The sequence below is a fragment of the Pseudomonas sp. LG1E9 genome (assembly GCF_003290225.1).
In the GTDB taxonomy this organism is placed as follows: Bacteria; Pseudomonadota; Gammaproteobacteria; order Pseudomonadales; family Pseudomonadaceae; genus Aquipseudomonas; species Aquipseudomonas cyclaminis.
The window spans coordinates 2,458,494-2,483,554 of the sequence record NZ_CP029983.1; the positions used below are offsets into that span (position 1 = coordinate 2,458,494).

General features: G+C 58.1%; 23 protein-coding genes. 11 read left to right on the plus strand and 12 right to left on the minus strand.

The genetic code is table 11. The annotated features are described in order from the left end of the window. Positions 1 to 259: 259 nt before the first annotated feature. A complete protein-coding gene (gene rssB, locus DNK50_RS11600) occupies positions 260 to 1,441 on the plus strand; it encodes a two-component system response regulator RssB (protein ID WP_099587411.1) in 1,182 nt (393 codons plus the stop codon). Beyond that, positions 1,441 to 1,923 carry an anti-sigma factor antagonist RssC gene (rssC, locus tag DNK50_RS11605; RefSeq protein WP_003172602.1) on the plus strand — a complete coding sequence of 161 codons (483 nt, stop codon included), beginning with the start codon at positions 1,441 to 1,443 and terminating at the stop codon, positions 1,921 to 1,923. Before rssB ends, rssC begins: the two co-directional genes overlap by 1 nt. A gap of 191 nt (positions 1,924 to 2,114) precedes the next feature. Here rssC and tal read toward each other — a convergent pair whose 3' ends face one another. The 3 genes from tal to DNK50_RS11620 form a co-directional block, all read right to left on the minus strand. Next, entirely contained in the window at positions 2,115 to 3,041 is a 927-nt protein-coding gene (gene tal / locus DNK50_RS11610; protein ID WP_099587410.1) for a transaldolase, read from the minus strand. A gap of 285 nt (positions 3,042 to 3,326) precedes the next feature. Further along, complete coding sequence (gene dusA / locus DNK50_RS11615) at positions 3,327 to 4,313, minus strand: tRNA dihydrouridine(20/20a) synthase DusA (RefSeq protein WP_112194104.1); 987 nt, start codon at positions 4,311 to 4,313, stop codon at positions 3,327 to 3,329. A gap of 184 nt (positions 4,314 to 4,497) precedes the next feature. Then, positions 4,498 to 6,228, minus strand: a complete 1,731-nt coding sequence (locus tag DNK50_RS11620) for a tetratricopeptide repeat protein (protein WP_112194106.1) — start codon at positions 6,226 to 6,228, stop codon at positions 4,498 to 4,500. Positions 6,229 to 6,695: 467 nt separating this feature from the next. On the opposite strand from DNK50_RS11620, the gene DNK50_RS11625 reads away from it, so the two are divergent. Beyond that, positions 6,696 to 7,061, plus strand: a complete 366-nt coding sequence (locus DNK50_RS11625; protein ID WP_112194108.1) for a DUF6124 family protein — start codon at positions 6,696 to 6,698, stop codon at positions 7,059 to 7,061. Positions 7,062 to 7,294: 233 nt separating this feature from the next. Here the strand turns inward: DNK50_RS11625 and DNK50_RS11630 are convergent, their stop codons facing one another. Further along, complete coding sequence (locus DNK50_RS11630; protein WP_112194110.1) at positions 7,295 to 8,044, minus strand: metallophosphoesterase; 750 nt, start codon at positions 8,042 to 8,044, stop codon at positions 7,295 to 7,297. A 198-nt stretch (positions 8,045 to 8,242) separates the two neighbouring features. Here DNK50_RS11630 and DNK50_RS29130 point away from each other — a divergent pair, with 198 nt between their 5' ends. Then, positions 8,243 to 8,461, plus strand: coding sequence for a hypothetical protein (locus DNK50_RS29130; RefSeq protein WP_112194112.1), 219 nt, complete (start codon positions 8,243 to 8,245; stop codon positions 8,459 to 8,461). Between the two features lie 95 nt (positions 8,462 to 8,556). Here the strand turns inward: DNK50_RS29130 and DNK50_RS11640 are convergent, their stop codons facing one another. Next, entirely contained in the window at positions 8,557 to 9,744 is a 1,188-nt protein-coding gene (locus tag DNK50_RS11640; RefSeq protein WP_112194114.1) for an MFS transporter, read from the minus strand. A 481-nt stretch (positions 9,745 to 10,225) separates the two neighbouring features. Here DNK50_RS11640 and mqo point away from each other — a divergent pair, with 481 nt between their 5' ends. Both mqo and DNK50_RS11650 read left to right on the plus strand, forming a co-directional pair. Next, entirely contained in the window at positions 10,226 to 11,872 is a 1,647-nt protein-coding gene (gene mqo, locus DNK50_RS11645; RefSeq protein ID WP_099587363.1) for a malate dehydrogenase (quinone), read from the plus strand. A 442-nt stretch (positions 11,873 to 12,314) separates the two neighbouring features. Beyond that, the gene (locus DNK50_RS11650) at positions 12,315 to 12,644 is read left to right on the plus strand and encodes a YXWGXW repeat-containing protein (RefSeq protein WP_099587362.1); all 330 of its coding nucleotides are present in this window, start codon (positions 12,315 to 12,317) and stop codon (positions 12,642 to 12,644) included. 43 nt (positions 12,645 to 12,687) lie between these two features. Here DNK50_RS11650 and DNK50_RS11655 read toward each other — a convergent pair whose 3' ends face one another. The 4 genes from DNK50_RS11655 to DNK50_RS11670 all read right to left on the minus strand — a co-directional run bounded on the left by DNK50_RS11655 (position 12,688) and on the right by DNK50_RS11670 (position 15,863). Beyond that, positions 12,688 to 13,083, minus strand: a complete 396-nt coding sequence (locus tag DNK50_RS11655) for a PIN domain-containing protein (RefSeq protein ID WP_112194116.1) — start codon at positions 13,081 to 13,083, stop codon at positions 12,688 to 12,690. After that, positions 13,080 to 13,394: an AbrB/MazE/SpoVT family DNA-binding domain-containing protein gene (locus DNK50_RS11660; RefSeq protein ID WP_177411514.1), complete on the minus strand. Its 315-nt coding sequence runs from the start codon at positions 13,392 to 13,394 to the stop codon at positions 13,080 to 13,082. Before DNK50_RS11660 ends, DNK50_RS11655 begins: the two co-directional genes overlap by 4 nt. A 122-nt stretch (positions 13,395 to 13,516) precedes the next feature. After that, positions 13,517 to 14,890: a nucleotide 5'-monophosphate nucleosidase PpnN gene (ppnN, locus tag DNK50_RS11665; RefSeq protein ID WP_099587360.1), complete on the minus strand. Its 1,374-nt coding sequence runs from the start codon at positions 14,888 to 14,890 to the stop codon at positions 13,517 to 13,519. 148 nt (positions 14,891 to 15,038) lie between these two features. Beyond that, positions 15,039 to 15,863: an aspartyl/asparaginyl beta-hydroxylase domain-containing protein gene (locus DNK50_RS11670; RefSeq protein WP_099587359.1), complete on the minus strand. Its 825-nt coding sequence runs from the start codon at positions 15,861 to 15,863 to the stop codon at positions 15,039 to 15,041. A gap of 310 nt (positions 15,864 to 16,173) precedes the next feature. On the opposite strand from DNK50_RS11670, the gene fabV reads away from it, so the two are divergent. Beyond that, positions 16,174 to 17,370, plus strand: a complete 1,197-nt coding sequence (gene fabV, locus DNK50_RS11675; RefSeq protein ID WP_112196924.1) for an enoyl-ACP reductase FabV — start codon at positions 16,174 to 16,176, stop codon at positions 17,368 to 17,370. A gap of 155 nt (positions 17,371 to 17,525) precedes the next feature. Continuing rightward, positions 17,526 to 18,149, plus strand: a complete 624-nt coding sequence (locus DNK50_RS11680; protein ID WP_112194118.1) for an HAD family phosphatase — start codon at positions 17,526 to 17,528, stop codon at positions 18,147 to 18,149. Here the strand turns inward: DNK50_RS11680 and DNK50_RS11685 are convergent. Continuing rightward, positions 18,146 to 19,051, minus strand: coding sequence for a LysR family transcriptional regulator (locus tag DNK50_RS11685; RefSeq protein WP_112194120.1), 906 nt, complete (start codon positions 19,049 to 19,051; stop codon positions 18,146 to 18,148). The two genes, DNK50_RS11680 and DNK50_RS11685, sit on opposite strands and share 4 nt — an antisense overlap. A gap of 96 nt (positions 19,052 to 19,147) precedes the next feature. Here DNK50_RS11685 and DNK50_RS11690 point away from each other — a divergent pair, with 96 nt between their 5' ends. Next, complete coding sequence (locus DNK50_RS11690; RefSeq protein ID WP_112194122.1) at positions 19,148 to 20,326, plus strand: acetylornithine transaminase; 1,179 nt, start codon at positions 19,148 to 19,150, stop codon at positions 20,324 to 20,326. Here the strand turns inward: DNK50_RS11690 and punR are convergent. Further along, positions 20,298 to 21,221, minus strand: coding sequence for a DNA-binding transcriptional activator PunR (punR, locus tag DNK50_RS11695; protein ID WP_112194124.1), 924 nt, complete (start codon positions 21,219 to 21,221; stop codon positions 20,298 to 20,300). The two genes, DNK50_RS11690 and punR, sit on opposite strands and share 29 nt — an antisense overlap. Positions 21,222 to 21,343: 122 nt before the next feature. Here punR and punC point away from each other — a divergent pair, with 122 nt between their 5' ends. Then, on the plus strand, positions 21,344 to 22,522 hold the full coding sequence (punC, locus tag DNK50_RS11700; RefSeq protein ID WP_112194126.1) for a purine nucleoside transporter PunC: 1,179 nt from the start codon (positions 21,344 to 21,346) through the stop codon (positions 22,520 to 22,522). Here the strand turns inward: punC and DNK50_RS11705 are convergent. Beyond that, positions 22,519 to 23,352 (minus strand): nucleoside-binding protein, encoded by an 834-nt coding sequence (locus DNK50_RS11705; protein ID WP_112194128.1) that lies wholly within the window; start codon positions 23,350 to 23,352, stop codon positions 22,519 to 22,521. The genes punC and DNK50_RS11705 overlap by 4 nt on opposite strands. Before the next feature lie 157 nt (positions 23,353 to 23,509). On the opposite strand from DNK50_RS11705, the gene DNK50_RS11710 reads away from it, so the two are divergent. Then, complete coding sequence (locus tag DNK50_RS11710; protein WP_112194130.1) at positions 23,510 to 25,012, plus strand: nucleobase:cation symporter-2 family protein; 1,503 nt, start codon at positions 23,510 to 23,512, stop codon at positions 25,010 to 25,012. The last annotated feature ends 49 nt before the right edge of the window (positions 25,013 to 25,061 follow it).

A 25,061-nucleotide genomic window follows, 5' to 3' on the forward strand; every position in this document is an offset into this window, starting at 1 on the left:
GTGTTGTGGTCGTGGCTGTTCTTATAACTCCCGGTGATTTGCGATGTAAAGACGCCCGGCGACCATCGGCATGAGCTTGAAACACCTGGCGGATGGGAGTACCGTCTGCGCCTTAGAAGGGCACCTCTGCTTTACAGTTGTGCGTGGGCAATACGCCTATGCTTTGTAGGACAGAGAGGCTAGAAAGCGAATCCAGTAGTGTGAGCCCGGCCATTGCCGAGTCGCCTACGCCAACCTAATTCTGGCGCCGTTTGCCCACATGCAAAAAACCAGTGCCACGCTGCTGATAATCGATGACGACGAAGTAGTGCGCGCGAGCCTCGCGGCCTATTTGGAAGACAGTGGCTTCAGCGTCCTGCAGGCCAGCAATGGCCAACAGGGTCTCCAGGTATTCGAGCGCGACCAGCCCGACCTCGTGATCTGCGATCTGCGCATGCCCCAGATGGGCGGCTTGGAGCTGATTCGCCAGGTGACCGAGATTGCCCCTCAGACGCCGGTGATTGTCGTGTCCGGCGCTGGCGTGATGAACGATGCTGTCGAGGCTTTGCGCCTGGGGGCGGCCGACTACCTGATCAAACCCCTGGAAGACCTGGCGGTGCTGGAGCACTCGGTGCGCCGCGCCTTGGATCGTGCACGTTTGCTGGTCGAGAACCAGCGTTACCGCGAAAAGCTTGAAACCGCCAACCGCGAACTCGAAGCCAGCCTCAACCTGCTCCAGGAAGACCAGAACGCCGGTCGCCAGGTGCAGATGAACATGCTGCCGGTCAGCCCCTGGACTATCGACGAGTTCAAGTTTGCGCACCAGATCATCCCCTCGCTGTACCTGTCGGGTGATTTTGTCGACTATTTCCGTGTGGATGAGCGACGTGTGGCGTTTTACCTGGCCGACGTTTCGGGCCACGGCGCGTCTTCTGCTTTTGTCACCGTGTTGTTGAAGTTCATGACCACGCGGCTGTTGTTTGAATCCAAGCGCAATGGCACCTTGCCGGAGTTCACCCCGTCCGAGGTGCTGGGCCACATCAACCGAGGCCTGATCAGCTGCAAGCTGGGCAAGCACGTGACGATGGTCGGCGGCGTTATCGATGAAGAAACCGGTCTTTTGACCTACAGTATTGGCGGTCACCTGCCGATGCCTGTTTTATACACTCCCGACAGTGTGCGTTACCTGGAAGGGCGTGGTCTGCCCGTCGGCTTGTTCAATGAAGCCACCTACGAAGACCACATCCTGGAACTGCCGCCGACCTTCAGCCTGACGCTGATGTCCGACGGCATTCTGGACCTTCTTCCAGAGCCTACACTCAAAGAGAAAGAAGCCGCCTTGCCCCAACGGGTCAAGGCAGCGGGCGGCAGCCTGGATGGCCTGCGGCAGGTTTTTGGATTGGCCACGCTAGGGGAGATGCCGGATGATATCGCCCTATTGGTGTTGAGCAGGAATCTTTGATGAGTACCGGAAGAATCCAATTCGCTGAGCAAGACGGGACCTTCGTCCTGAAATTTGTCGGTGAAGTGCGCCTGACCTTGTGTTCGGCGCTGGATGCGACGATTGAGCGGATCTTCACTGCGCTGAACTTCTCGGCGATCGTGATCGATCTGACCGAAACCCGCAGCATCGACAGCACCACCCTTGGCCTGCTGGCCAAGTTGTCCATTCTGTCTCGGCAGAAGGTCGGCCTCTTGCCGACAGTCGTCACCACCCACGAAGACATCACCCGGCTGCTGCAATCCATGGGCTTCGACCAGGTGTTCAACATCGTTGATCGCCCGATCCCGTGCCCGGAATGCCTGACCGACCTGCCTTCCCAGGACCAGTCCGAGGAAGTCGTGCGGGTGAAGGTGCTGGAAGCGCACAAAATCCTGATGGGCCTCAACGAGTCCAATCGCGAAGCGTTCCACGACCTTGTGAATGCCCTGGAACGTCACTGATCCCAATTCAAACGCTATCAAACAGTGGGAGGGGGCTTGCCCCCGATGGCGGAGTGTCAGTTACAAATAAGTTGACTGACCCCCTGCTATCGCGAGCCCCCTCCCACATTTAGTTTGCGACTGGCTTGAGACTGGCGCACAAAAAAAGGGCGGTACCCCAAAGGTACCGCCCTTTTTGCCGCTATCCGCCTTTACAGCTTGGCCGACAACAACGCCTCCAGCTTCTCCTGGTCCCGCGCGAACTGACGAATCCCCTCCGCCAGCTTCTCAGTCGCCATCGCATCCTCGTTGGATTCCCAGCGGAACTGCGCTTCAGTCATATGCACCCGCGCTTCACCGGCATGCCCTGGCGACAACTTGCGTTCCAGCTTGCCTTCATCCGCCGCCAGCTTTTCCAGCAGGTCCGGGCTGATGGTCAGGCGGTCACACCCGGCCAGCTCTTCAATCTGGCTCAGATTACGGAAGCTCGCACCCATCACCACGGTCTTGTAGCCATTGGCCTTGTAGTAGTTGTAGATGCGCGTCACCGACTGCACGCCCGGATCATCGGAACCGGTGTAGTCGTTGCCATTGGCCTTCTTGTACCAATCGTAAATACGGCCCACGAACGGCGAAATCAGGAAGACCCCAGCCTCGGCACACGCCACGGCCTGGGCAAAGGAGAACAGCAGCGTCAGGTTGGTCTGGATGCCTTCTTTTTCCAGCTTCTCCGCCGCGCGGATGCCTTCCCAGGTGGAAGCGATCTTGATCAGCACGCGGTCACGGCCAACGCCGGCTTTGTCGTACAGGTCGATCAGACGGTGCGCACGCTTGAGAATCGCGCCTTCGTCGAAGGACAAGCGCGCATCCACCTCAGTGGAAATACGGCCCGGAACCACTTTCAAAATCTCTTGACCTACCGCCACTGCGAAACGGTCACTGGCCAGGCCCACATCACCGTTGCAATCTTGCACGCACTCATCGAGCAGCTTGGCATAGCCCGGAATCGACGCGGCCTTGAGCAGAAGGGAAGGGTTGGTAGTCGCATCCTGCGGCTTGAGCTTGGCGAGGGTAGAAAAATCGCCGGTATCGGCTACGACAGTGGTGAATTGCTTGAGTTGTTCCAGCTTGGAAGTCATGGGCGTGCTCTGTCCTATGGGTCTGATGACATTACCCGAGCGCCGACAGGTGCTCAAGGGCGCAAATGCGTTCGATCGTTTGCGAGGGCAACAACCTGAAAACAGCCGGTTGAACGCTCGGCCATACTGCTCAATAGGAGGGCAAAACTGACCGCAGGTTCAACCCAACTGCCATGTGGGCAACGCGGTCCCGTGATGCACACTGTTAAAAATGTGGAAGGGGGTTTGCCCCGATAGCACTGTATCAGTCGGTCCATACCCACTGACCCGCTGCAAGCCAACCAATCAACGCCCTTCCAACAAAGCCCCAGCCTGATCCAGCAATGCCAACGGATCCGCAGCCTTATGAATATCCACCGACAACAACTGCCTGAACTTGCGCGCCCCAGGGAACCCGGTACCGAGCCCCAGCACATGCCGCGTAATATGATGCATCGTCCCGCCACCGGCCAAATGCTCAGCAATATAAGGCCGCAGTTGCGCCAACGCCTCAGCCCGGCTGATCACCGGCGCCTCACTGCCAAACAACTGCTGATCCACCTCCGCCAGCAGATACGGATTGTGATAAGCCTCCCGGCCCAGCATCACCCCATCAAACGTCTGCAAATGCTCATGGCACTGCTCCAACGTCTTGATGCCCCCGTTGAGCACAATCTCCAACTCCGGGAAGTCCTGCTTCAACTGCGCCGCCACGTCATAGCGCAACGGCGGAATGTCCCGATTCTCCTTCGGCGACAACCCTTGCAGAATCGCAATCCGCGCATGCACGGTGAAACTGGTGCAACCCGCGTCCTTAACCGTCCCGACGAAATCACACAATTCGGCATAACTGTCCCGCCCGTTGATCCCGATACGGTGCTTCACCGTCACCGGAATCGACACCGCGTCACGCATCGCCTTCACACAATCGGCCACCAGAGCAGGGTGAGCCATTAGGATCGCGCCGATCATGTTGTTCTGAACGCGGTCGCTGGGGCAGCCGACGTTCAGGTTCACTTCGTCGTAACCGGCGGCTTCGGCCATGCGGGCGCAGGCGGCCAGATCGGCCGGGACACTGCCGCCCAACTGGAGGGCCAGCGGGTGCTCCGCTTCGTTGTGGCGCAGGAAGCGGTCATGGTCGCCGTGGAGGATTGCGCCGGTGGTGACCATTTCGGTGTAGAGCAGGGCGTGCTTGGAGAGCAGGCGCAGGAAGAACCGGCAGTGGCGGTCCGTCCAGTCCATCATTGGGGCGACGGAGAAGCGGCGGGAGAGTGGGGCAGTTTGTAGGGGCATGGGGGATCTGAGTTTGCGGGGCGAGTGGGGCGCAGTTTATCAGGGATAATTGGGCGGTGCGTGATCTGTAGCGGTCACCAGTTTTTACCGTTCGGAAGATACTGAGGATATCTGGGTAATCAATTCGTCGGATATTGTGGCCAGGCCTCAATATCCTTCCCGAATGAGTGCTGGACGGATAGCTTTAAGACTTATATGTTACTTTTTTTTTGGCACGTTTTGCTTTGAATCTTTCGTAGTTTCCAATATGCCAAGGGCTTTGGGGTTTGAGTACAAGGGCTCGCTTGTACAAAGCTTCAGCCTTTTCATAGTTTTTTCGATGATTGGTTATGAAGTTAGCGTAATTTCCAATATTCCAAGCACTTTCAGGGTCTAGTTTTATTGATTTTTCATATAAAGCTTCTGCTGCGTCGAAGTCTTTTCTTCGTTCTACTAGGAAGTTTGCATAGTTGCAGTTGCTCCAGCTGTTTTTTGGTTCTAGCGCTAAGGATTTTTTGTAAAGGAGTTCGGCGGCATCAAAATCTTTTTTGTGCTCTGCTAGAAAGTTTGCATAATTGCTCAGGTTGCCTACAAAATTTGGTTCTAGCTCGATTGCCTTTTTGTACAGCGATTCTGCTTGTTCGTAATCTTCACGTCGATCCTCTAGAAAAGATGCGTAGTTTCCAATATTTCGCGCGTTGTTAGGGTCTAGTTCAAGTGCCTTAATAAACATTGATTCAGCTAGGTCGTAGTTTCTTCGAGGTAACTCTAGAAACGCCGCGTAATAACCGATAAGCTCAGCACTGGAAGGGAACTGTTTGATTCCTTCTTGATAAATTTTATCGCGCTTCACTTCGTCCGGCTCAGCTTTTGCTTTGATTTCCCATGCCCACCAACTTTGGCTTGAACGTACAGATTGTGTGAGAATTTCACCTGTGCGTTGCTCTGCCGGAGACCCATGCAAGGAAGACTCGGTTAGCCTGTTAGCTTGCTCCCGATATCGATCTGCTCTGTCCATGCCTAATTTAGCGGTTCGCTCTGCAATAGCTGCTACATCGAAATTAGTTACCAACTTATCGGCTAGCTGGAGCATGAAACCGTCGAAGCTTGGGATTTTAACTAAAATTCCTTTATGTTTGCGTAATACGCTGCGCGCTTTTTCTGGTGGCGGCGAGCCTTCGCGATAACACCAGATCATACGCCCGGCTATATCGTCCTCATCTAACTCCATTAGCATGTCCATTAAACTGCCATCGTTGCCGCCATATCCTACAACTATGGGGGTAAAATATTGGAAGAGTTTCTTTAGCGCAACCTTCCAACCCTGCTCCATGGTTGAGACCCCATCTAAATCGTTGATAGGGTGTAAATACAAGTCGCGATGAATTTTGGCTACTAAGGGGCGCCGCATCTGGGGGCGTACAAATCCAGCAAGCGATTCGTGAGCAACGACTAATGGAGATTGATGAGCATGCATCGCTAATGCATCTGCCACAAGATTGTCAAAGTTTGTAGTTACTACTACCTTGTGACGGGTGTGCTGAATAATTTCAGCAAGCAATGAGTAACCTAGGCTAGGTGACTTACCCTCCATGGCGGACTCCAGCTCTGCATATCCGGCCTCTCTATCGCCATCAAATCTTCGCTCGAAGATTTGTGGGTAATGCTCTGCTGCCGTCTGGAATGTTAGTTCGCCGTTCCCGATACCACACTCTGCGATCCATTGTTCTAATGAGCGACCATCTGAGCATTCGCGCAAGTGAAGATCTTTAAGCCACTTTTGTGCCAAGCCTTGACCTGTGGGAATGCCGGAGGTGAAGGATGCACCTGCGCCTAGAATAAATGCGAACTGCCTGTCCTTCATTGCGCCATGGATCACCTCCATCTCGTCCAGAACGCCTTCTAGAGTCCACTCAGTAATTTCCATCCCCGCCATTTCATATTCCCTTATTATCTTGATTCATTTGCCAGTTGTTTATTCGATGAGTCTAGGTACTACTTGGTCGTGCCGGTTGTACACATCGTATGTGGAATGGTGGCACATGGCTAGCCCTAGGGGATGGTAGATATGAACCAAGACATGGCCGCACGGGAGCGTAAAATCGCTGAAGATATTTCCCACGCTTTCACGGGCTTGCAGCTCAGACCTCCCCTAGCTAGTCTTCTCAAGCCGCTGCCAATCCAGCGGCCGGATGTGGAAGTCCGACCAAGCTGAAGGCGCTCAATCGCCCATAAACACCTACCGGCGTTTTTTTACGTCTGTATGATTGCTTATGGCGGCTGTGCGCGGGGCACTTCGGTGCGCCGGGTCCTTTAGCCCTGGTCTTCCACACCTGCGTACAGCTGCCACCCCTCATGTGGAAGTGAGATAGGCAGTTCCTGAAACGCTAAAGGAGCTTCGCCATGCACAAGGTCACACCTAATCCGCCTCATGCCTCAAATGCAGCAACCCCCGACGCCAAGCTGTACGCAGCGGCTGGGCGTGCGATTCATCATTACTTTCCACCGTCTGATGAAAATGCACCGATCAACCAACCCAGTGGCAATCTATTCCTCGTCAGCCCCAACATCGACACCGAAACGCTGCTAGCCAACGCCGCCGAAAACCTCGCATCCGCGAACCAAATGGCCGCAACCCTGGCTTTCGATCTCGACGACTCCCAGCGCTCCATCGCCTTGGGCATTCAGCAACTGATCGAGTTGAGCTCTCTGCTTATCGACCGAGCTCTAGAGCAAGTCGACGCGACGTCAAGTACGACCACAGCCTGACACGCAACCTGCCGCCTTACCCCAAGGCGGCAACTTGAACTGGTCAAGTAACCCTGCGCCTCCAACCCTCGGAAACCGTCTTCAACTGCGTCGCCATGGCGTGGCGCAAGGGTGGAATGTGCCGATTCTGCCAGGGCGAAAACCACTCCTGAAACGCAATCCGCCACGCACGGTGACGCGGGTAGAACCCAAGCCCTTCACCTAGGGTAGTCGGCATAAAGCAGAGTCAGTTATCACAACCCGGCGCCAAGAGAGTCATGCAATAAACGCATGCTTACATGGCTAACCTCTCCAGTAACAATATCTATCACGCTCAATGTACCGTCTGAAAAAGAGCAACCAGTATCGGTATAAACGACATTGCCCAATGTATGCACATGGGGGACTGTCGAGTGGCCCACATATAACTTATCCAGACCTATGATCGGTGCCTGGTTTTGCTGTTCTATTCTTTCCCTGGCATAGAGTGCGGTTTTCAACGCTTGTTGTTGGGCGGATTCTCCGCGCATGCCGCTGATAGCGTCTTTGGCGTCTTGCCAACTTTGGGTAGCACATGAAAGAAAGGCTTCAGCATGGACAATGCCGATTTTTCGACCATCCGATAAGTTGACCTCAATCATGACTGGGAGCGTTTGCAGTAGGTTGTAGATCTCGTTCTGGACGCTGGGCGACAGCGCGTAAAGCCACGCTCCGCCGTTTCGGGTGTGCCTGTTGATGTCGCCGCGACCGGATAGGCAATCAATAAGCATCTGCTCGTGGTTGCCACGTACGCCGTAAAACCATGGTTCGCTGAGCCACTTCAACACGTCAATAGAGTCAGGGCCTCTATCAATAAGATCGCCCACACAAAACAAACGATCCTGTTGGGTGTTGAAGTCTACTTTTTCCAGGAGTGACGCGAGTAGCTTGAAATGCCCGTGAATATCACCCACCACAAAGTCGCGGCCCTTTGGGTTGGATTCAAATACTTTGATGCTGGACATGTTCAAGGCTTCGATGGGGTGGACATTAATGGACTATATCATTGCCAATGCCTGCGAAAACCTGGCGTCATCCCCAAATCAGGCAACCTGAACCCTACCTGTCGCCCAGCAAAGCTTCATAATTCCCTGGGCCGTTGAGGTCTACGATTCCCTGCAATAGAGGACCCCAGCGCCTCCAGCCCACAGGGAACTGAAACCATGATTTCAAACCTCGTCAAAATCACAATGATCACCGGCACGTTGTTGTTGAGCGCTTGTTCATCTTCCCCAGCCGTGAGCAGTGACCCGTGCTTTTCAGGTGGATGCCAGGCATTTGGCGACCACAGTCCCAACAAAGCCACCAAGATGAATGCTGGTGGCAGTGGGTTGGGGAGTAGTTATGGAGAGTATGGGTCGGGGTTGTTGCATGATGATTGATGGAGTGGTGGGGCAGTCACTGGGGTGGTGACTGACCCATTGCTATCGGGGGCAAGCCCCCTCCCACATTGGAACTGAGATTGGGGCGGGAAATGTCAGTGGCCGCCTTTCATGCGCCGCGCTATCAGGTAAATGCCCAGCCCGACCAGCGCCGTAGCGGCACCTATATAGCCGGTACTGGTCCAGCCTAACCCCGCCGTAATCGCCATTCCGCCAAACCACGGTCCCAGCGCGTTCGCCAGGTTGAAGGCCGCGTGGTTGGATGCCGCCGCGAGGCTCGGTGCTTCATGGGCGATGTCCATCAGACGGATTTGCAACGGTGCGGCCAGGGCGATCATGGTGCCGACCAATGCGATGCCCACTAGCACGCCCCATAGCGAACTCGCTGCAAAGTGGAAGAACACCAGCACGGCCATCGACCACACCAGAATCCAACCCACCGCGCGAAATTGCATGCGGTCAAACAGCTTGCCGCCGGCGATGTTGCCAATGATGCCGCCGACGCCAAACGCGGCGAGGCCTAAGGGGATCCACTGCGGTGACACTTTGGTCACTTCGAGCATGGTCGGCGCCAGGTAGCTGAACACGCAGAACATGCCGGCAAAGCCTATCGCGCCGATGGACAGGGCCATCCACACCTGGGGCTTGGTGAAGGCGCGTAGTTCCTTGCGCGGGTCGCTGCGTTGTTCGTCGTGGCGGTGGGGTACGAATTGCCAGACGAGCACGATGGTGCACAGGGCGATGACGCTGACCAGCGCAAACGCCGAGCGCCAGCCCAGGTGTTGGCCGAGGAAGGTGGCGATGGGGTTGCCCAGCAACATGGCCAGCGTCAGGCCGAGCATTACCCGGGCGACGGCGCCGGCACGTTTGTCGTTGGGCACCATGCTGGAGGCGACCACGGCGGCGATGCCGAAGTAGGCGCCATGGGGCAGGCCGCTGATAAAGCGGAACGCCACCAGCGAGCCGAAGGTCGGGGTGAAGGCTGTGGCGAAGTTGCCCAGGGCATACAGGCCCATCAACAACAACAGCATGTGTTTGCGCAGCAGCTTGGCGCCGAGGATGGCCAGCAGGGGCGCGCCGACCATCACACCCAGCGCGTAGGCGCTGATGGCGTGGCCGACCTGGGGTTCGCTTAAACCCAGGTTCTGGGCGATGTCGGGCATCAGGCCCATGATGGCGAATTCGCCGGTGCCGATTGCGAAAGCGCCCACAGCCATGGCCGCTTCCATTTTGGCGGCACTGCGCGCGGGCAGCACGTGCCCGGGTGTTTGGTGGATAGACATGGATCGCCTGTTTGGAAGGAGTGCATAAAGGAGAGCCGCCGATGCTACGCAAGCTGCGGCGAAGGTGTCTAGAACCGCTGATTCAGGCAGAGTTCCGTGCCTGTGACCCCACGTCGCGCCTACCATACTTGACACCGGCCCGATAAAAGCCGCGATTTAGAGCTGTCAATTGGCCAAACGGCGCATAAACGCTGTTTAGCGTGATATTCTGCGCGCCGTCCTGGGCTAGTCTTTCCCTGGTGCGTACACCCGTATACGTCCCAGCGATTGGCTGTCGCCCAGGTAGCTGAAGCCAATAATGATAAGAAGTCAGCGCAGAAGGGACATAAAAGTGAGGTCGATACGTCGGCCTTGTGTGCCCACCCTGCGGCCCTCGTGTGAATGTGCAAACCCCGCGGTACGTTGCCTGGCGTAGCGTGATCGAGGGTTGCCCGTTCTCTGGGGTAGCGGGGCGGATGGCGTTTTATCATAGGTGCTACTGATGTTTAAGAAAGTAAACACTGCCCTGCTGGGGCTGGCTTTGTCGATGGGGATCACGTCCGTTCACGCGGAAGAGGCAAAGAAAGTCGATGTGCTGCTGATCGGCGGCGGCATCATGAGTGCGACCCTGGGTGTCTGGCTTAACGAGCTGGAACCGGAATGGTCGATGGAAATGGTCGAGCGCCTCGATGGCGTGGCCGAAGAAAGCTCCAACGGCTGGAACAACGCCGGTACCGGTCACTCGGCCTTGGCTGAGCTGAACTACACCCCGGAAGACAAGAACGGCAACGTTGAGATCCCGAAAGCGGTCGAGATCAACGAGGCGTTCCAGATCTCCCGTCAGTTCTGGTCCTGGCAGGTCCAGCAGGGCGTGCTGAAGAACCCGCGTTCGTTCATCAACACCACTCCGCACATGAGCTTTGTGTGGGGCGATGACAACATCAAGTTCCTCAAGAAACGCTACGAAGCCCTGCAAGCGAGCCCGTTGTTCGCCGGCATGCAGTACTCCGAAGACCCGGCGCAGATCGCCAAGTGGGTTCCGCTGATGATGGAAGGGCGTGACCCGAACCAGAAAATCGCGGCCACCTGGAGCCCGCTGGGTACCGACATGAACTTCGGCGAGATCACCCGTCAGTTCGTTGCTCACCTGCAAACCACGCCTAAGTTCGACCTGAAGCTGTCGAGCGAAGTGCAGGACATCACCAAGAACGCCGACGGTTCGTGGCGTGTCAGCTACAAAAACCTGAAAGACGGCACCAAGACTGAAACCGACGCCAAGTTCGTGTTCATCGGCGCGGGCGGCGGTGCACTGCACCTGCTGCAAAAGTCGGGTATTCCTGAAGCCAAGGAATACGCTGGCTTCCCAGTGGGTGGTTCGTTCCTGGTGACCGATAACCCGACCGTGGCCGAGCAGCACTTGGCCAAGGCCTACGGTAAGGCTTCGGTTGGCGCGCCACCGATGTCGGTTCCGCACCTCGACACCCGCGTGCTGGATGGCAAGCGCGTGATCCTGTTTGGCCCATTCGCGACCTTCTCGACCAAGTTCCTGAAAGAAGGCTCGTACCTGGACCTGCTGACCAGCACCACTACCCACAACATCTGGCCGATGACCAAGGTTGGTATTCGTGAATACCCACTGGTCGAGTACCTCGCCGGTCAACTGATGCTGTCCGATGACGACCGCTTCAAGGCGCTGCAAGAGTACTTCCCGAACGCCAAGCAATCCGACTGGCGCCTGTGGCAAGCCGGTCAGCGCGTGCAGATCATCAAGCGTGACGAAGAGCAGGGCGGCGTCCTGAAACTCGGTACCGAAGTGGTCAGCTCCGCCGACAACACCATTGCAGGCCTGTTGGGTGCATCGCCAGGCGCGTCCACCGCGGCTCCGATCATGCTGACCGTGCTGCAGAAAGTGTTTAAGGACAAGGTCGCTACCCCGGCCTGGCAGGAAAAACTGCACCAGATCGTGCCAAGCTACGGCACCAAGCTGAATGACAGCCCTGAAGCTGTTGCGAAGGAATGGGCTTACACCGCCAATATCCTGCAACTGCCTACACCGCCGGTAATCCCGGCGAAGGCTGCTCCCAAGGCGACCGAGGCTGCCAAGCCTGCGGCTGAGCCGAGCAAGCCGGCGTCTGACCTGGCGCTGTAAATCGCTCGTGGGGGGCTGAATCAGGACCCTACCGGTAACAAAAAGCCCGCTGAACCGATAACGGTCAGCGGGTTTTTTTGTGCGTGTTAAGTACGCAAGCGCTTCATTCAAGCCAGCCTGGGAATTTGGTCTGCACGTTTAACCGCTAACGTTCAGCGGTTCTTGAAGATCAGTATTCAAATATTGAAGCCTTTTTTCAGTTGCTCATGCAGATGCAGCGCCAAATGGTTTGCGCTGTCGGTATTGCCGTAGTGATCGCAGGCCTGGTGCTGGTACGGTCGAAACGACCGACTGTCGCATGTGCCTCTTGATGCCCTTGGGTTCAGCAACCTGACAGATACTGCCTGTTAAAAAAGTACCCATGCCACGCAGGAGCGCGGCTGTAACACAGGAGGATTTTTTACTGGTGCAGGTGTTGGGCGTCAGCGCCCGAGGGTTTTCTATGTTGCTACGTTATGCGGCATTGGCGGCGGTGGTCGTCGCGGCATCCGGGTGTGTGCAAGAGCGTGTGGTGCATGAGCGCCGGCCGCCGCAGCGTGAATATGTCGAGGTGGTTGCGCCGCAACCGCCGCCGGTGCAGGTGATTGAAGTCGAGCCACCTGTGCGCGAAGGTTACATATGGTCGCGCGGTTACTGGCGCTGGGAAGGCGGGCGATACGTGGCGGTACACGGCCACTGGGAGCCGGTGCGCGAAGGCTATCGCTATGTGCATCCGCACTGGGTGCCGCGCAATGACGGGTATCACTGGCAGGTAGGGGGTTGGGTTCGCTGAGCCTCGTATCAACAAAACCTGCCCGGTGCCGCAACGCCGTGACTCAGGTCAGTCGTTTCATAGCCGCCGCCTTGGCGGCCTTGAGATCAAAGGTGGCGGTGTATTCACACCCGGCTGCATGGGCGCAGCGTTCTATCAGGCAGTCGGCAAAATCAGCGTTGTTCGCCGCGAATCGCCGAAGCGCCTGCCAGATGACTTCGGCGTGTTCGATGGTCAGCTCACGGGTGCGCAGCAACGTTTCCAGAACGGTGACCACGTCAGTCTTCGTGCACGGGTAACAGCTTTGTAACACCCAGACCAACTCCACCACGGACACCAGGCTGACAAAGCCTGGCGCAAGGGTGGTGAGGGATTCGATCAGGGCGGATGCCTTGGGGGACTGCACCGGATCATCCTGGGTGACGTAGCGCACCAGTACGTTGGTATCCAACCCGATCATCCGCCATTCGCTCCCCGTGCAGCGATGGCGCGGTTCATATCGTCAATGGACACCGCTTCTGCAGGCTTGCGGATCAGCCCCTTGAGGTCCTGCACCGTCTTGCTCGCTGCAATGATCGAAAACCTGCCGTCTTCCATTTCGACAAACTCGACGCGGTCTCCTGTTTCGAGGCCGAGTGCGGTCCTGACTTGTACGGGGATGGTGATTTGCCCTTTCGAGGTGAGTGTGGCGGTGGCCATAGTGAGTATCTCCAACATGATGCTCCTTACCTTAGGGTAAGGAATGATGGAGGACAATATCCGTTGGTCCATAGGGTGGCTCGCAGGTGTGAGTGAGTCGCAATAGTCAAACCCTAGTCCGGATTCCCCGTACTCACACCCTTGGCCATGGGCCAAAGCGATACAAACTATGACCTACCGCCAGCCCTGTTGCCTTATTGCACCACGCGATAACAAGGCACATACGCCGCGCCGCCCGGTAACTTCATGCGGTGCTGGGCAACAAACGCCTGCAGCAGCTCATCCAGCGGCTTCATGATGGCCGGGTCGCCATGGATCTCGTACGGGCCATGCTCTTCGATCAGGCGGATGCCCTTGTCCTTCACGTTGCCCGCCACGATCCCCGAGAAGGCCCGGCGCAGGTTGGCCGCCAGTTCGTGGGGTGGCAGCGTGTGGCTCAGTTGCAGGCTGGCCATGTTCTCGTGCGTCGGGTCGAAGGGGCGCTGGAAGCCTTCGTCGATTTTCAGCAGCCAGTTGAAATGGAACGCATCGTTGCGCTCGCGGCGGAACTGTTTCACCGCCTTGAGGCCGGCGGTCATCTGGCGGGCCACTTCGGCCGGGTCGTCGATGATGATCTGGTAGTGCGCCTGCGCCGCTTCGCCGAGGGTGGCGCCGACGAAGGCGTGCAGCTGTTGCAGGTACGGCGCGGCCTGTTTCGGCCCGGTGAGAATGACCGGGAAGGGCACGTCGCGGTTGTCCGGGTGCATCAGGATGCCGAGCAGGTACAGGAACTCTTCAGCCGTGCCGGCACCGCCCGGGAAGATGATGATGCCGTGACCGACACGCACAAAGGCTTCCAGGCGTTTTTCGATGTCCGGCAGAATCACCAGTTCGTTGACGATCGGGTTCGGCGCTTCGGCGGCGATGATGCCCGGCTCGGTCAGGCCCAGGTAGCGCCCGCCGGTGATGCGTTGCTTGGCGTGGGAAATGGTTGCGCCCTTCATCGGGCCTTTCATCACGCCGGGGCCGCAACCGGTGCACACGTCAAGGCTGCGCAGCCCCAGTTCGTGGCCGACTTTCTTGGTGTATTTGTATTCTTCGGTATTGATCGAGTGCCCGCCCCAGCACACCACGATCTTCGGCTCCACGCCCGGACGCAGCGTGCGGGCGTTGCGCAGCAGGTGGAACACGTAGTCGGTGATGCCCTGGGAGTTGCTCAGGTCGATGCGCTGGCTGTCGAGTTCGTTCTCGGTGTAGACGATGTCGCGCAGGGCGCTGAACAACATCTCACGGGTACTGGCGATCATTTCACCATCGACAAACGCGTCGGCTGGGGCGTTCAGCAGTTCCAGGCGCACGCCCCGATCCTGCTGATGGATGCGCACTTCAAAGTCTTTGTAGGCGTCGAGGATGGTCTTGGCGTTGTCGATGTGCGCGCCGGTGTTGAGGATCGCCAGGGCGCACTGGCGGAACAGGGTATAGATGCTGCCGGTACCGGCTTCGCTCAGTTGCTGGACTTCACGTTGGGACAGGGTTTCGAGGCTGCCCTTGGGGCTGACGGAGGCATTGATGACTTGGCGTTGGAGCATTCTGATTCCTTGAAAGCACAGCCACCGCAGCCGTGGAGGCGCGATGGCTTGAGAATGGTGGGCGCCGTAAACGGTCGCACGAGCCGGATATTTACCTCAGGCGCAGGGCCCAGCGCAAATACCGTCCACCCCCATCATGCCGCAGAACTTACTGAATCAGCTTCCAGTTTTTGTAGAAAACCCGACGCAGGGTAAAGACCATCCCCGAAAACCCAGCGATCACGGCGTTGAGCACGGACGGCAACGGCGTCGGCCGTACGATATCGATAAACAGACAGTAACGTTTGGCGTCATTTTTGTTGAAGGACGCGTGCATCAGCGTGTCATCGAAGATAAACAGTGGGTCGTCATGCCAGTAATGCTTGTGCTTGCCCACCTGGATGTAGACACCCTCGTGGTGGGGCGCCGGTGCCATGTTGTAGAGCACGCGGAACATCATGCGCAGCGGGCCGAAGTGAAAGGAGGTCGAGCGGTTTTCGTTGAAGACCGACACCCCGATGGTCTTCACGAACGGCAGTTTCTCCCGCAGTTTCGGGATGTCCAGGGTGGTCTCGATCGGCCGGCCGTACCATTGGAAAAACAACATGCCGCGCTTCTTCTCGGCCATGCGTTCGTCCAGGTACCCGATGATTTCATCCTTGTGCGCCATAGCGTCGTCGATCACCTGTTGCAGGTCCTGTCGCCAGGCGAGTGGCAGGTCATGCATCGTGTAAACGTGGCGGTTACGCGAACTCAGCAGGTCGAACAGCGTGTTGAACGGCGCCAACAGCCAGGTGTTGCGGCCACTGCCAATAAAGTATTTCTTGATGGTGCTCTTGTCATACAGGCCGTTACGCAGGAAGTCGTAAATACCGCACACCAGTACCAGGCAGAGGAACACCAGTGTGGTTTCGGGGAATACATCGATAATCAGCAGCACGCCGAGTACCCAGGCGACCGATACCGCTTTTTTACGTAAAGCAGGCTTGTTCATGCATCTCAGCTCCAGGAGGACGCCATTCGACAGTCGGATCCGTGGCCGCGAGTGGTGGGGTTTTTGAAACATATTGAAACAACTGCGTCATGATAAGACGTTCTGCGCCGCAAGGGCGTATTAAATAGTGCGAAATTGTGAAGGCTTTGCACCGTTTTCAAGCCTTGCCAGCCCTGTGTGGATTGGATTTTGTAAACGGAAGATTTACGTCTATCGTGACGCTTCGGTTTTTCGGGCGTCATAGACCGGTACGATTGAAGTTGAATGGCCACCATTGGCCTTCGGCACCTTGGAAGAGGCAGAAATTTTTATGATCATCAAACCGCGGGTTCGTGGCTTTATCTGTGTGACCGCTCACCCTGTTGGCTGTGAAGCGAACGTCAAAGAGCAGATCAACTACGTAACTGAAAACGGCGTCATCGAAGGCGGCCCCAAGAAGGTGCTGGTCCTCGGCGCTTCCACCGGCTACGGCCTGGCCGCGCGCATCAGTGCTGCGTTTGGCTGCGGCGCCGATACCCTGGGCGTGTTTTTTGAGAAAGAAGGCGAAGAAGGCAAGCTCAGCTCCGCCGGCTGGTACAACAGTGCTGCGTTCGAGAAGTTTGCCGTCGAAAAAGGCCTGTACGCCAAGAGCATCAACGGCGACGCGTTCTCCGACGACATCAAGCGCCTGACCATCGAAACCATCAAGAAAGACTTGGGCAAGATCGACCTGGTGGTCTACAGCCTGGCCGCGCCACGCCGTACCGATCCTAAAACCGGTGAAGTCTATAACTCCACCCTCAAGCCGATCGGCAAAGCCGTGACCCTGCGCGGTATCAATACCGACAAAGGCGTTGTGGTCGACACCACCCTTGAGCCTGCGACCCAGGAAGAAATCGACGGCACCGTGAATGTCATGGGTGGCGCTGACTGGCAATTGTGGATCGACGCCCTGCGTGACGCCGACGTCCTGGCCGAAGGCGCCAAGACCACGGCGTTCACCTACCTCGGCGAGAAGCTGACCCAGGACATCTACTGGAACGGCTCCATCGGCGAAGCCAAGAAAGACCTCGACAAGAAAGTCCTGACCCTGCGCGACAACCTGGCCGCACTGAAAGGCGACGCCCGTGTGTCGGTACTCAAGGCGGTGGTTACCCAGGCAAGCTCGGCGATCCCGATCATGCCGTTGTACCTGTCGTTGCTGTTCCGCGTGATGAAAGAGCAGGGCACTCACGAAGGCTGCATCGAGCAAGTCTACGGCCTGTTCAAAGACAGCCTGTACGGCAGCGAGCCGAAACTCGACGCCGACGGTCGTTTGCGTGCCGACCTGGCTGAGTTGGAGCCAAAGGTCCAGGACGCCGTTGCGGCACTGTGGAATCAGGTTACCGACGAAAACGTCAACGAGATCAGCGATTTTGCCGGCTACAAGGCAGAGTTCCTGCGCTTGTTCGGCTTTGAAATCGACGGCGTGGATTACGAGGCTGATGTGAACCCGACCGTCAAGATCAACGGTCTGGTCCAGGCCTAAACACGGTTGAAACTGTGGGAGGGAGCAATCCTCTCCCACATTTGATTGGTGTAGATGCTTCCTTATGGGAACATTCCTACACGCCGTTGCGCTCCCATTCCCGCCTCAATCTGCCAGACTTCCCCCGCTATCAAGCCACGCTAACGGAGGATCTGATGACGATTCGTGCAGTAGTTTTTGATTTCGGCGGTGTTTTGTTCGATTGGAACCCGCAACACCTGTACCGCAAGCTGATTGTCGACGAACACGAGCGGCAATGGTTCCTCGATACCATCTGCACCCAGGCCTGGAACACCGAGCAGGATGCCGGTCGGCCGTTGGCCGAAGCCACGCAAGTGCTGGTCGATCAATTCCCGCACCATAAAGCCTTGATCACCGCGTACTACGACCGTTGGCACGAGATGCTGCGTGGTCCGTTGCCTGACGGTGTGGCGATTCTCAAGGCGCTGTACGCGGCGAACATGCCGTTGTTCGGGCTCACCAACTGGTCGGCCGAAACCTTTCCCTATGCCCGTGCCCACTATCCATTCCTAAACTGTTTTCGCGACATAGTGGTGTCTGGCGAATTGAAGCTGATCAAGCCCAATCCGGCCATCTACGACGCCAGCCTCAGTCAGGTTCGTGCCTATTTGCCCGATATCCAGCCAGGGGAAGTCGTGTTTATCGACGATGTTGCCGACAATGTCGACGCTGCCGTCGCGCTCGGCTGGCGAGGCATTCACCATGTGTCGGCTGAACACACGGCGGCTCGGCTGCGTGAGTTGGGCGTGGGGTTCTAGCGCGCCCACTTCTCCAGGGCGAAATCGACAAAGGCGCGCAGCTTTGGCAGGCGATAACGGTCCTGGCCGTACAACAAGTGCATGGGGCGGCTGGGCAGTTGGTAGGTGGTCAGCAATGCCACCAGCTTGCCGGTCTGCAGGTCGGGTTGTACCAGGGCGTCGGGCAGCATGACGATGCCCATGCCTTGCACCGCCGCCTGGCGCAGGGCCTGGGAGCTGTTGATGGTCAGCGAGCCGGACACCGGGATTTCCACTTCGCCCTCTGCGCCGGTCATGCGCCAGAGCTTGTCTGCATTGCGCCAGTCGTCGGTGGACGGGTAGGCGAAGGCCAGGCAGTCGTGGTGTTGCAGGTCCTCGGGCGTCTGTGGCGTGCCGCGCCGTGCCAGGTAGTGCGGTGAGGCGCAGAGAGTGATGGTGTAGTCCTGCATCGGCCGCGCGATCAGGCTCGACGCCTCCAGTTCCCCCAGGCGGATCGCGACGTCAAAGCCGCTGTCGACCATGTCCATGCGCTGATTGCTGAGCACCACGTACAGTTTGATCAACGGGTAGCGTTGGGAGAATTCGCTCAAGGCGGGCGCCAGGCGTTCGGTGCCGAAGGCAGGTGGGGCGGTGATGCGCAGGGTGCCTTTGGGAACTTCACTGTGGGCTTGTTCAGCCCATTGCTCGGAATCGGCCACCAGCCCCAGCACTTCCAGACAACGCTGGTAATACTGGCCACCGAACTCCGTCAGGCTCTGTTTGCGCGTGGTGCGCTTGAGCAGGCTGACGCCCAGGCGTTGCTCCAAGGCGCGCAGGTGGTTGCCGACCATGGTGGTCGACATCCCGCACGCGTGGGCGGCGGCGGTCATGCTGCCGGTCTCCACCACTTTCACGTAAACCGACATCGCTTGGAACAGATCCATTATCAATCCCTGATTTAAAGTCATTGCAGGAAAGTACAGTTTATCCAGCTGAGGTGGCTAACGATACTTCAACCACCCCAACCGGAGCCTGCCACCATGACCGCCGCCTGCCTGATGACCACCTACCAACCTTTGGCCTTGAGTTTTACCCGTGGCCTGGGCACACGCCTATGGGACCAGCAGGGCCGAGAGTACCTGGACGCGGTAGCGGGCGTGGCAGTAACCAACGTCGGTCACTCCCACCCGAAACTGGTGACAGCCATCAGCGAGCAAGCCGGCCTGTTGCTGCACACCTCCAACCTCTACAGCATCGACTGGCAGCAGCGGCTGGCTCAGCGCCTGACACAACTGTCCGGCCTGGACCGTGCCTTCTTCAACAACTCCGGCGCCGAAGCCAACGAGACCGCACTGAAACTGGCGCGATTGCACGGCTGGAAAAAAGGCATCGAAGAACCGTTGGTGGTGGTGATGGAAAACGCCTTCCACGGCCGCACGCTCGGTACCATGGCCGCGAGTGATGGGCCATCGGTGCGTCTTGGTTTTCAGCGCTTGCCTGGAGATTTTCTCAAAGTCCGGTTTGGTGATCTGGCGGCCATCGAAGCGCTCACCAAAACCCTTGGTACGCGGATCGCGGCGGTCTTGCTGGAGCCGATCCAGGGCGAAAGTGGCGTGTTGCCAGCCCCACCGGGTTACCTGCAAGCCTTGCGCGACCACTGCACGCGTCACGGCTGGTTGATGATGCTCGATGAAATCCAGACGGGCATCGGCCGTACCGGCGCGTGGTTTGCGTTCCAGCACGAAGGCATCGTGCCGGACGTCATGACCCTGGCCAAAGGCCTCGGCAACGGCGTGCCCATTGGCGCCTGCCTGGCCCGGTCGGCGGTCGCTCAGTTGTTCACGCCGGGCAGCCATGGCAGCACCTTCGGCGGCAACCCGCTGGCGTGTCGGGTGGGCTGCACCGTGCTGGACATCATCGACGAGCAGGGCCTGTTGCAGAACGCTGCGCAACAAGGCGAACGCTTGCTGGCGCGGTTACGCATGGAATTGGACGAGCACCCGCAGGTGCTGGCAATTCGCGGCCAGGGCTTGATGATCGGTATCGAATTGGCCAGCCCCTGCCGCGACCTTGCCCAGCGCGCCGCCCAGGAACATGGGCTATTGATCAACGTGACGCGGGGCAAGGTCATTCGCCTGTTGCCGCCGCTGACCCTGGATGCCAAAGAGGTCGAGATGATCGTGCGGGCCATCACCCGGTTATTGGATCAGGTCCATTGAGCCATTCCTGGTTCATGGTTTCTTTATCGCCCAGGTATTCGAGCAACCACGCCATGGCCGGGGACAGTTTGTTCTGTGCCCAGGCCACGCACGATGGGCTGGCAGGGAAGGGCCGGGTCAATTGCAGCGCCACCAGTTCACCGCGTTCGATCCATGGCAACACCTGATGCGCCGGCGCCATGCCGACGCACAGGCCATCGCGCAGGCAATCGATGGCGGATGCCCAGTTCGGCACCACCAGCCGCCGTTGGTTATCCAGCGTCCAGGTATCACGCTTGGGCAGGTTACGTGAGGTGTCGGTCATGCACAGCGAGGCGAACGGGCGCAGTTGGTCATCACTGAGCAGGCCTTGCACGGCCGCCAATGGATGCCTGGCGCTGACCACGCACAGCCAGTTCAACAAGCCCATGTCGCGGAAAGTGAAGTGACTGGCCACCGGCACCGCGCTGGTGGCGCCGATCACAATGTCGGTGCGCTCATCGGCCAGGGCATCCCACACGCCGTTGTACACCTCGTACTCCAGCAACAATTCCACCTCGGGAAACTGTCGATAGAAATCCAGCACCAATTGCCGGCAGCGCTGAGGTTTGACGATGGAGTCCACGGCCACCTTCAACTGGCCGCTCCAACCGTTCGCCACCTGCTGGCACAATCGCCGCGTGCCGAGCATTTTTTTCATCACGCCTCGGGCTTCGTCTATAAACAGACGGCCTGCGGGGGTCAGCTCGACGTCGCGATGGCGCCGCACAAACAGCGGCACCGCCAGCCATTCTTCAAGCTGGCGCACCGTGTAGCTGATAGCCGATGGGACGCGGTGCAATTCTTGAGCGGCGGCGCTGAAGCTGCCGTGGCGTGCCACTGCATCGACGACATCCAGGGAGTATTCAGACCACATAATGCTTGTCTTCAAAATTATTGATAGGAGCGTCCAATTATTATCGCTTCACAGGCAATCTGTCAGCTTCATAATGGGCGCCAGTCAGCAAATAGTTTGATGGCAGGATCGACAAGGCTTCAATGAAAAATTCTTTTGGTTTCACTTGGTATCTGGCGGGGCTGAGCATGCTCGGTTATCTGGCCATGGACATGTACTTGCCGGCGTTCGGCGCCATGGGCGAACAGTTGCAGATTGGCGCGGGCGCGGTGGGTGCCAGCTTGAGCATTTTCCTCGCCGGCTTTGCCCTGGGACAGTTGTTGTGGGGGCCGTTGTCCGACCGCCTGGGCCGCAAGCCCATTCTGCTCGCAGGCTTGAACCTGTTTGTGCTGGGCTGCGCCGGGATGTTCTGGGTCGAGACAGCACCGCAACTGCTGGCCTTGCGTTTTATGCAGGCGATTGGCGTGTGCTCGGCTGCCGTGAGCTGGCAGGCGCTGGTGATTGATCGCTATCCGGCCGACAAGGCTCACCGGGTGTTCGCCAGCATCATGCCGTTGATGTCGCTGTCGCCGGCCCTGGCGCCGCTGCTGGGCGCGATGGTGCTGAATCACTTTGGCTGGCAGGCGATCTTCGGGGTGCTGCTGGGCGTTTCGCTGCTGTTGCTGCTGCCGACGTTGTTCCTGCGCAACGTGCCGAAGCTGCGGACTGAAGCACCATCGCGCCTGGGTTATATGCAGTTGCTGACGTCTCGGGTGTTCACCGGCAACGTAATGATCTTCGCTGCCTGCTCCGCCAGTTTCTTTGCCTGGCTGACCGCTTCGCCCTTCATCCTTGGCGACATGGGCTACAGCCCGAATGACATCGGCCTGAGCTACGTACTGCCGACACTGGCGTTTCTGGTGGGTGGCTACAGTTGCCGCAGTGCCCTGCAGCGTTTCCAGGGCAAGACGCTGCTGCCCTGGTTGTTGGTGGCCTATTGCATCAGCATGCTGGCGCTGTACCTGGTTGCGACCTTGAGCGTGCCGACCCTCACCACGTTGCTGATTCCGTTCTGCCTGATGGCGTTGGTCAACGGTGCGAGTTATCCGATTGTGGTAGCGAATGCGCTGATGCCGTTTGCGGAAAACTCCGGCAAGGCGGCGGCGCTGCAAAACACCTTGCAACTGGGCCTGTGTTTCCTCAGCAGCCTGCTGGTGTCGTCGATGATCGAGCAACCGCTGCTGATTACCGTGATCGTGATGCTGGCGACTGCGCCACTGGCGGTGTTGGGCTACTGGCTGGCGCGGCCGAAGGCGGACGACTCCGAGTTGGCCGCTGCCTAGAACGTTATTTCCATATTCACCGTCGGCGTCGACGTGCGGCTGCCCCGGCCGCCGTCTACACCGAACTTGTTATGCCAGTACTCGTAACCCACCCCGAGGTACAGGTTCGGCTTCACGCTTTTACCCGGCCGTACCGCCACCATCAACGCTGTGCGCATCAAGGCCTCCGGCGCCGTGTCGCGGCCATGGTAGTCCTCACCTTTTTCCCCGACGTAATTGATAAACCCCTGGAATTTCGCCGCGTGGCTGGCGATCTCGAATGGACGCATCCAGGTCAGGTTAAGCAGGTAGGTGTCGTCGAAGGTGTGGTTCGATTCCTGCGCGCCGGGGATGCCGGTGTGGTTCTTTTCCTTGTAGTACATCAGGCTCAGGTCCAGTACGCCCACGGTGTTGAACTTCAAGGTCGGGCCAATCACCAGCGCGCGTTTTTTCGCCGAGGCAAAGTTGTTGTTGCGGTTGGCATCAAAGCCCAGGGTCAGCGCGTAATCCTTGATCAGCCCGGTGCCCAGCGGCACATCCAATACACGTGAGGCGTACAACTGATGCCGGTATACGGCATACACCTCGCTGCCACCGTGATCGGTGCCCTTGCGTGGGTCGCTGCTGTCGGACAGGAACACATCCAGATTCAGGAAATTGCTGCCGTATTGGTAGCCGCTGGCGTGGGTGAAGCTGTAGATGCGTTTGCTGAAGTCGTCGGGATTGTTCGGGTTGGTGAACTGCTGGCCATAGCGAAAGCCTAGGCTGTTGTTCATCCATTCCACCGCGACAGCCTCCCCGCCGCCGAGGAGGGTGAGTGCAACGGTGGCGCCTTGTAATACCTTTTTCATGGTTGTGGTCCTTTGGCGTTCTGGCTCATCACGGCCGGATTGTTTTTGTAACGCCGAAGGAGGGTATCTTGTTCGATTGATTGTATACAACTCTATGGACATCTAGTCCTAACATTGCATACAGTGGCCGCACAACAAAAACAGAGAACCCCTCACCATGACTATCCCGAAGGCGTCACCGCAGCGGCCAGAAGATGAGAATCTCGGCGTCGCCGCCAACATGGCTTACGGCCTGCAGCATGTGCTCACCATGTACGGCGGCATCGTCGCGGTACCCTTGATCGTCGGCCAGGCGGCCGGGTTGTCACCTGCCGATATTGGTCTGTTGATCGCCGCCTCGCTGTTTGCCGGTGGCCTGGCGACCCTGTTGCAAACCCTTGGCCTGCCGTTTTTTGGTTGTCAGTTGCCGCTGGTGCAAGGCGTGTCGTTTGCCGGTGTGGCCACCATGGTGGCGATTGTCGGCAGCGACGGTGCTGGCGGGGTGCCGGCGATTCTCGGGGCGGTGATGGCCGCGTCGTTTATCGGGCTGCTGATCACGCCGGTGTTCTCGCGGATCACCAAGTTCTTCCCACCCTTGGTGACCGGCATTGTGATCACCACCATCGGCCTGACCTTGATGCCCGTGGCAGCGCGCTGGGCCATGGGCGGTAACAGCCGTGCGGCGGATTTCGGCAGCATGTCCAATATCGGCCTGGCGGCGTTGACCCTGGTGCTGGTGCTGCTATTGAGCAAGATTGGCAGCGCGACCATCTCGCGCCTGTCGATCCTGCTGGCGATGGTGATCGGCACGGTGATCGCGGTGTTCCTTGGCATGGCGGACTTTTCCGGCGTAACCCAGGGCCCGATGTTTGGTTTCCCGACGCCCTTCCATTTCGGCATGCCGACCTTCCACATCGCGGCGATCATTTCCATGTGCATCGTGGTGATGGTGACCCTGGTGGAAACCTCGGCGGACATCCTGGCCGTGGGCGAAATCATCGACACCAAAGTTGACTCCAAACGCCTGGGTAACGGCCTGCGCGCCGACATGCTGTCGAGCATGTTCGCGCCGATCTTCGGTTCATTCACTCAGAGTGCATTCGCCCAGAACGTCGGCCTGGTGGCGGTGACCGGGGTGAAGAGTCGCTTCGTGGTGGCCACCGGTGGCCTGTTCCTGGTGATCCTCGGCCTGCTGCCGTTTATGGGCCGGGTCATCGCGGCGGTGCCGACCTCGGTGCTCGGCGGTGCCGGGATTGTGCTGTTCGGCACGGTGGCGGCCAGTGGTATTCGCACGTTGTCGAAGGTGGATTACCGCAACAACATGAACCTGATCATCGTCGCCACCTCCATCGGTTTTGGCATGATCCCCATCGCGGCGCCGAGTTTCTACGATCAATTCCCCAGCTGGTTCGCGACTATATTTCACTCGGGCATCAGCTCGTCGGCGATCATGGCGATCCTGCTGAATCTGGCGTTCAACCACTTCACGGCGGGTAACTCGGACCAGCAGTCGGTGTTCGTGGCAGGGACTGAGCGCAGTTTGTGTTTCCACGACGTTGCAGGCCTGCGGGACGGGGATTACTTCAGGGGCGGCAAGTTGTTTGATGCCGAGGGCAAGGAGATTCCATTAGTGGCGCAGGTGCCGAAGAAAGCGGTAAAAACTGAGGTCAGCCAGGCCTGACCCGGTAGCTGCTACGCGACGACGGGAGTCCTTGGCATCCGTAGCAGCT

What these genes read in the sequence shown, in the direction of transcription:
- DNK50_RS11650 (WP_099587362.1), top strand. Translation starts at nt 12,315, where the DNA reads ATGTTGCTACGTTATGCGGCATTGGCGGCGGTGGTCGTCGCGGCATCC.
- DNK50_RS11655 (WP_112194116.1), bottom strand. Translation starts at nt 13,083, where the DNA reads ATGATCGGGTTGGATACCAACGTACTGGTGCGCTACGTCACCCAGGAT.
- mqo (WP_099587363.1), top strand. Translation starts at nt 10,226, where the DNA reads ATGTTTAAGAAAGTAAACACTGCCCTGCTGGGGCTGGCTTTGTCGATG.
- DNK50_RS11660 (WP_177411514.1), bottom strand. Translation starts at nt 13,394, where the DNA reads ATGGACCAACGGATATTGTCCTCCATCATTCCTTACCCTAAGGTAAGG.
- punC (WP_112194126.1), top strand. Translation starts at nt 21,344, where the DNA reads ATGAAAAATTCTTTTGGTTTCACTTGGTATCTGGCGGGGCTGAGCATG.
- DNK50_RS11690 (WP_112194122.1), top strand. Translation starts at nt 19,148, where the DNA reads ATGACCGCCGCCTGCCTGATGACCACCTACCAACCTTTGGCCTTGAGT.
- DNK50_RS11685 (WP_112194120.1), bottom strand. Translation starts at nt 19,051, where the DNA reads ATGGATCTGTTCCAAGCGATGTCGGTTTACGTGAAAGTGGTGGAGACC.
- dusA (WP_112194104.1), bottom strand. Translation starts at nt 4,313, where the DNA reads ATGCCCCTACAAACTGCCCCACTCTCCCGCCGCTTCTCCGTCGCCCCA.
- DNK50_RS11625 (WP_112194108.1), top strand. Translation starts at nt 6,696, where the DNA reads ATGCACAAGGTCACACCTAATCCGCCTCATGCCTCAAATGCAGCAACC.
- tal (WP_099587410.1), bottom strand. Translation starts at nt 3,041, where the DNA reads ATGACTTCCAAGCTGGAACAACTCAAGCAATTCACCACTGTCGTAGCC.
- DNK50_RS11705 (WP_112194128.1), bottom strand. Translation starts at nt 23,352, where the DNA reads ATGAAAAAGGTATTACAAGGCGCCACCGTTGCACTCACCCTCCTCGGC.
- rssC (WP_003172602.1), top strand. Translation starts at nt 1,441, where the DNA reads ATGAGTACCGGAAGAATCCAATTCGCTGAGCAAGACGGGACCTTCGTC.
- DNK50_RS11710 (WP_112194130.1), top strand. Translation starts at nt 23,510, where the DNA reads ATGACTATCCCGAAGGCGTCACCGCAGCGGCCAGAAGATGAGAATCTC.
- fabV (WP_112196924.1), top strand. Translation starts at nt 16,174, where the DNA reads ATGATCATCAAACCGCGGGTTCGTGGCTTTATCTGTGTGACCGCTCAC.
- ppnN (WP_099587360.1), bottom strand. Translation starts at nt 14,890, where the DNA reads ATGCTCCAACGCCAAGTCATCAATGCCTCCGTCAGCCCCAAGGGCAGC.
- DNK50_RS11670 (WP_099587359.1), bottom strand. Translation starts at nt 15,863, where the DNA reads ATGAACAAGCCTGCTTTACGTAAAAAAGCGGTATCGGTCGCCTGGGTA.
- rssB (WP_099587411.1), top strand. Translation starts at nt 260, where the DNA reads ATGCAAAAAACCAGTGCCACGCTGCTGATAATCGATGACGACGAAGTA.
- DNK50_RS29130 (WP_112194112.1), top strand. Translation starts at nt 8,243, where the DNA reads ATGATTTCAAACCTCGTCAAAATCACAATGATCACCGGCACGTTGTTG.
- DNK50_RS11680 (WP_112194118.1), top strand. Translation starts at nt 17,526, where the DNA reads ATGACGATTCGTGCAGTAGTTTTTGATTTCGGCGGTGTTTTGTTCGAT.
- DNK50_RS11640 (WP_112194114.1), bottom strand. Translation starts at nt 9,744, where the DNA reads ATGTCTATCCACCAAACACCCGGGCACGTGCTGCCCGCGCGCAGTGCC.
- DNK50_RS11620 (WP_112194106.1), bottom strand. Translation starts at nt 6,228, where the DNA reads ATGGCGGGGATGGAAATTACTGAGTGGACTCTAGAAGGCGTTCTGGAC.
- DNK50_RS11630 (WP_112194110.1), bottom strand. Translation starts at nt 8,044, where the DNA reads ATGTCCAGCATCAAAGTATTTGAATCCAACCCAAAGGGCCGCGACTTT.
- punR (WP_112194124.1), bottom strand. Translation starts at nt 21,221, where the DNA reads ATGTGGTCTGAATACTCCCTGGATGTCGTCGATGCAGTGGCACGCCAC.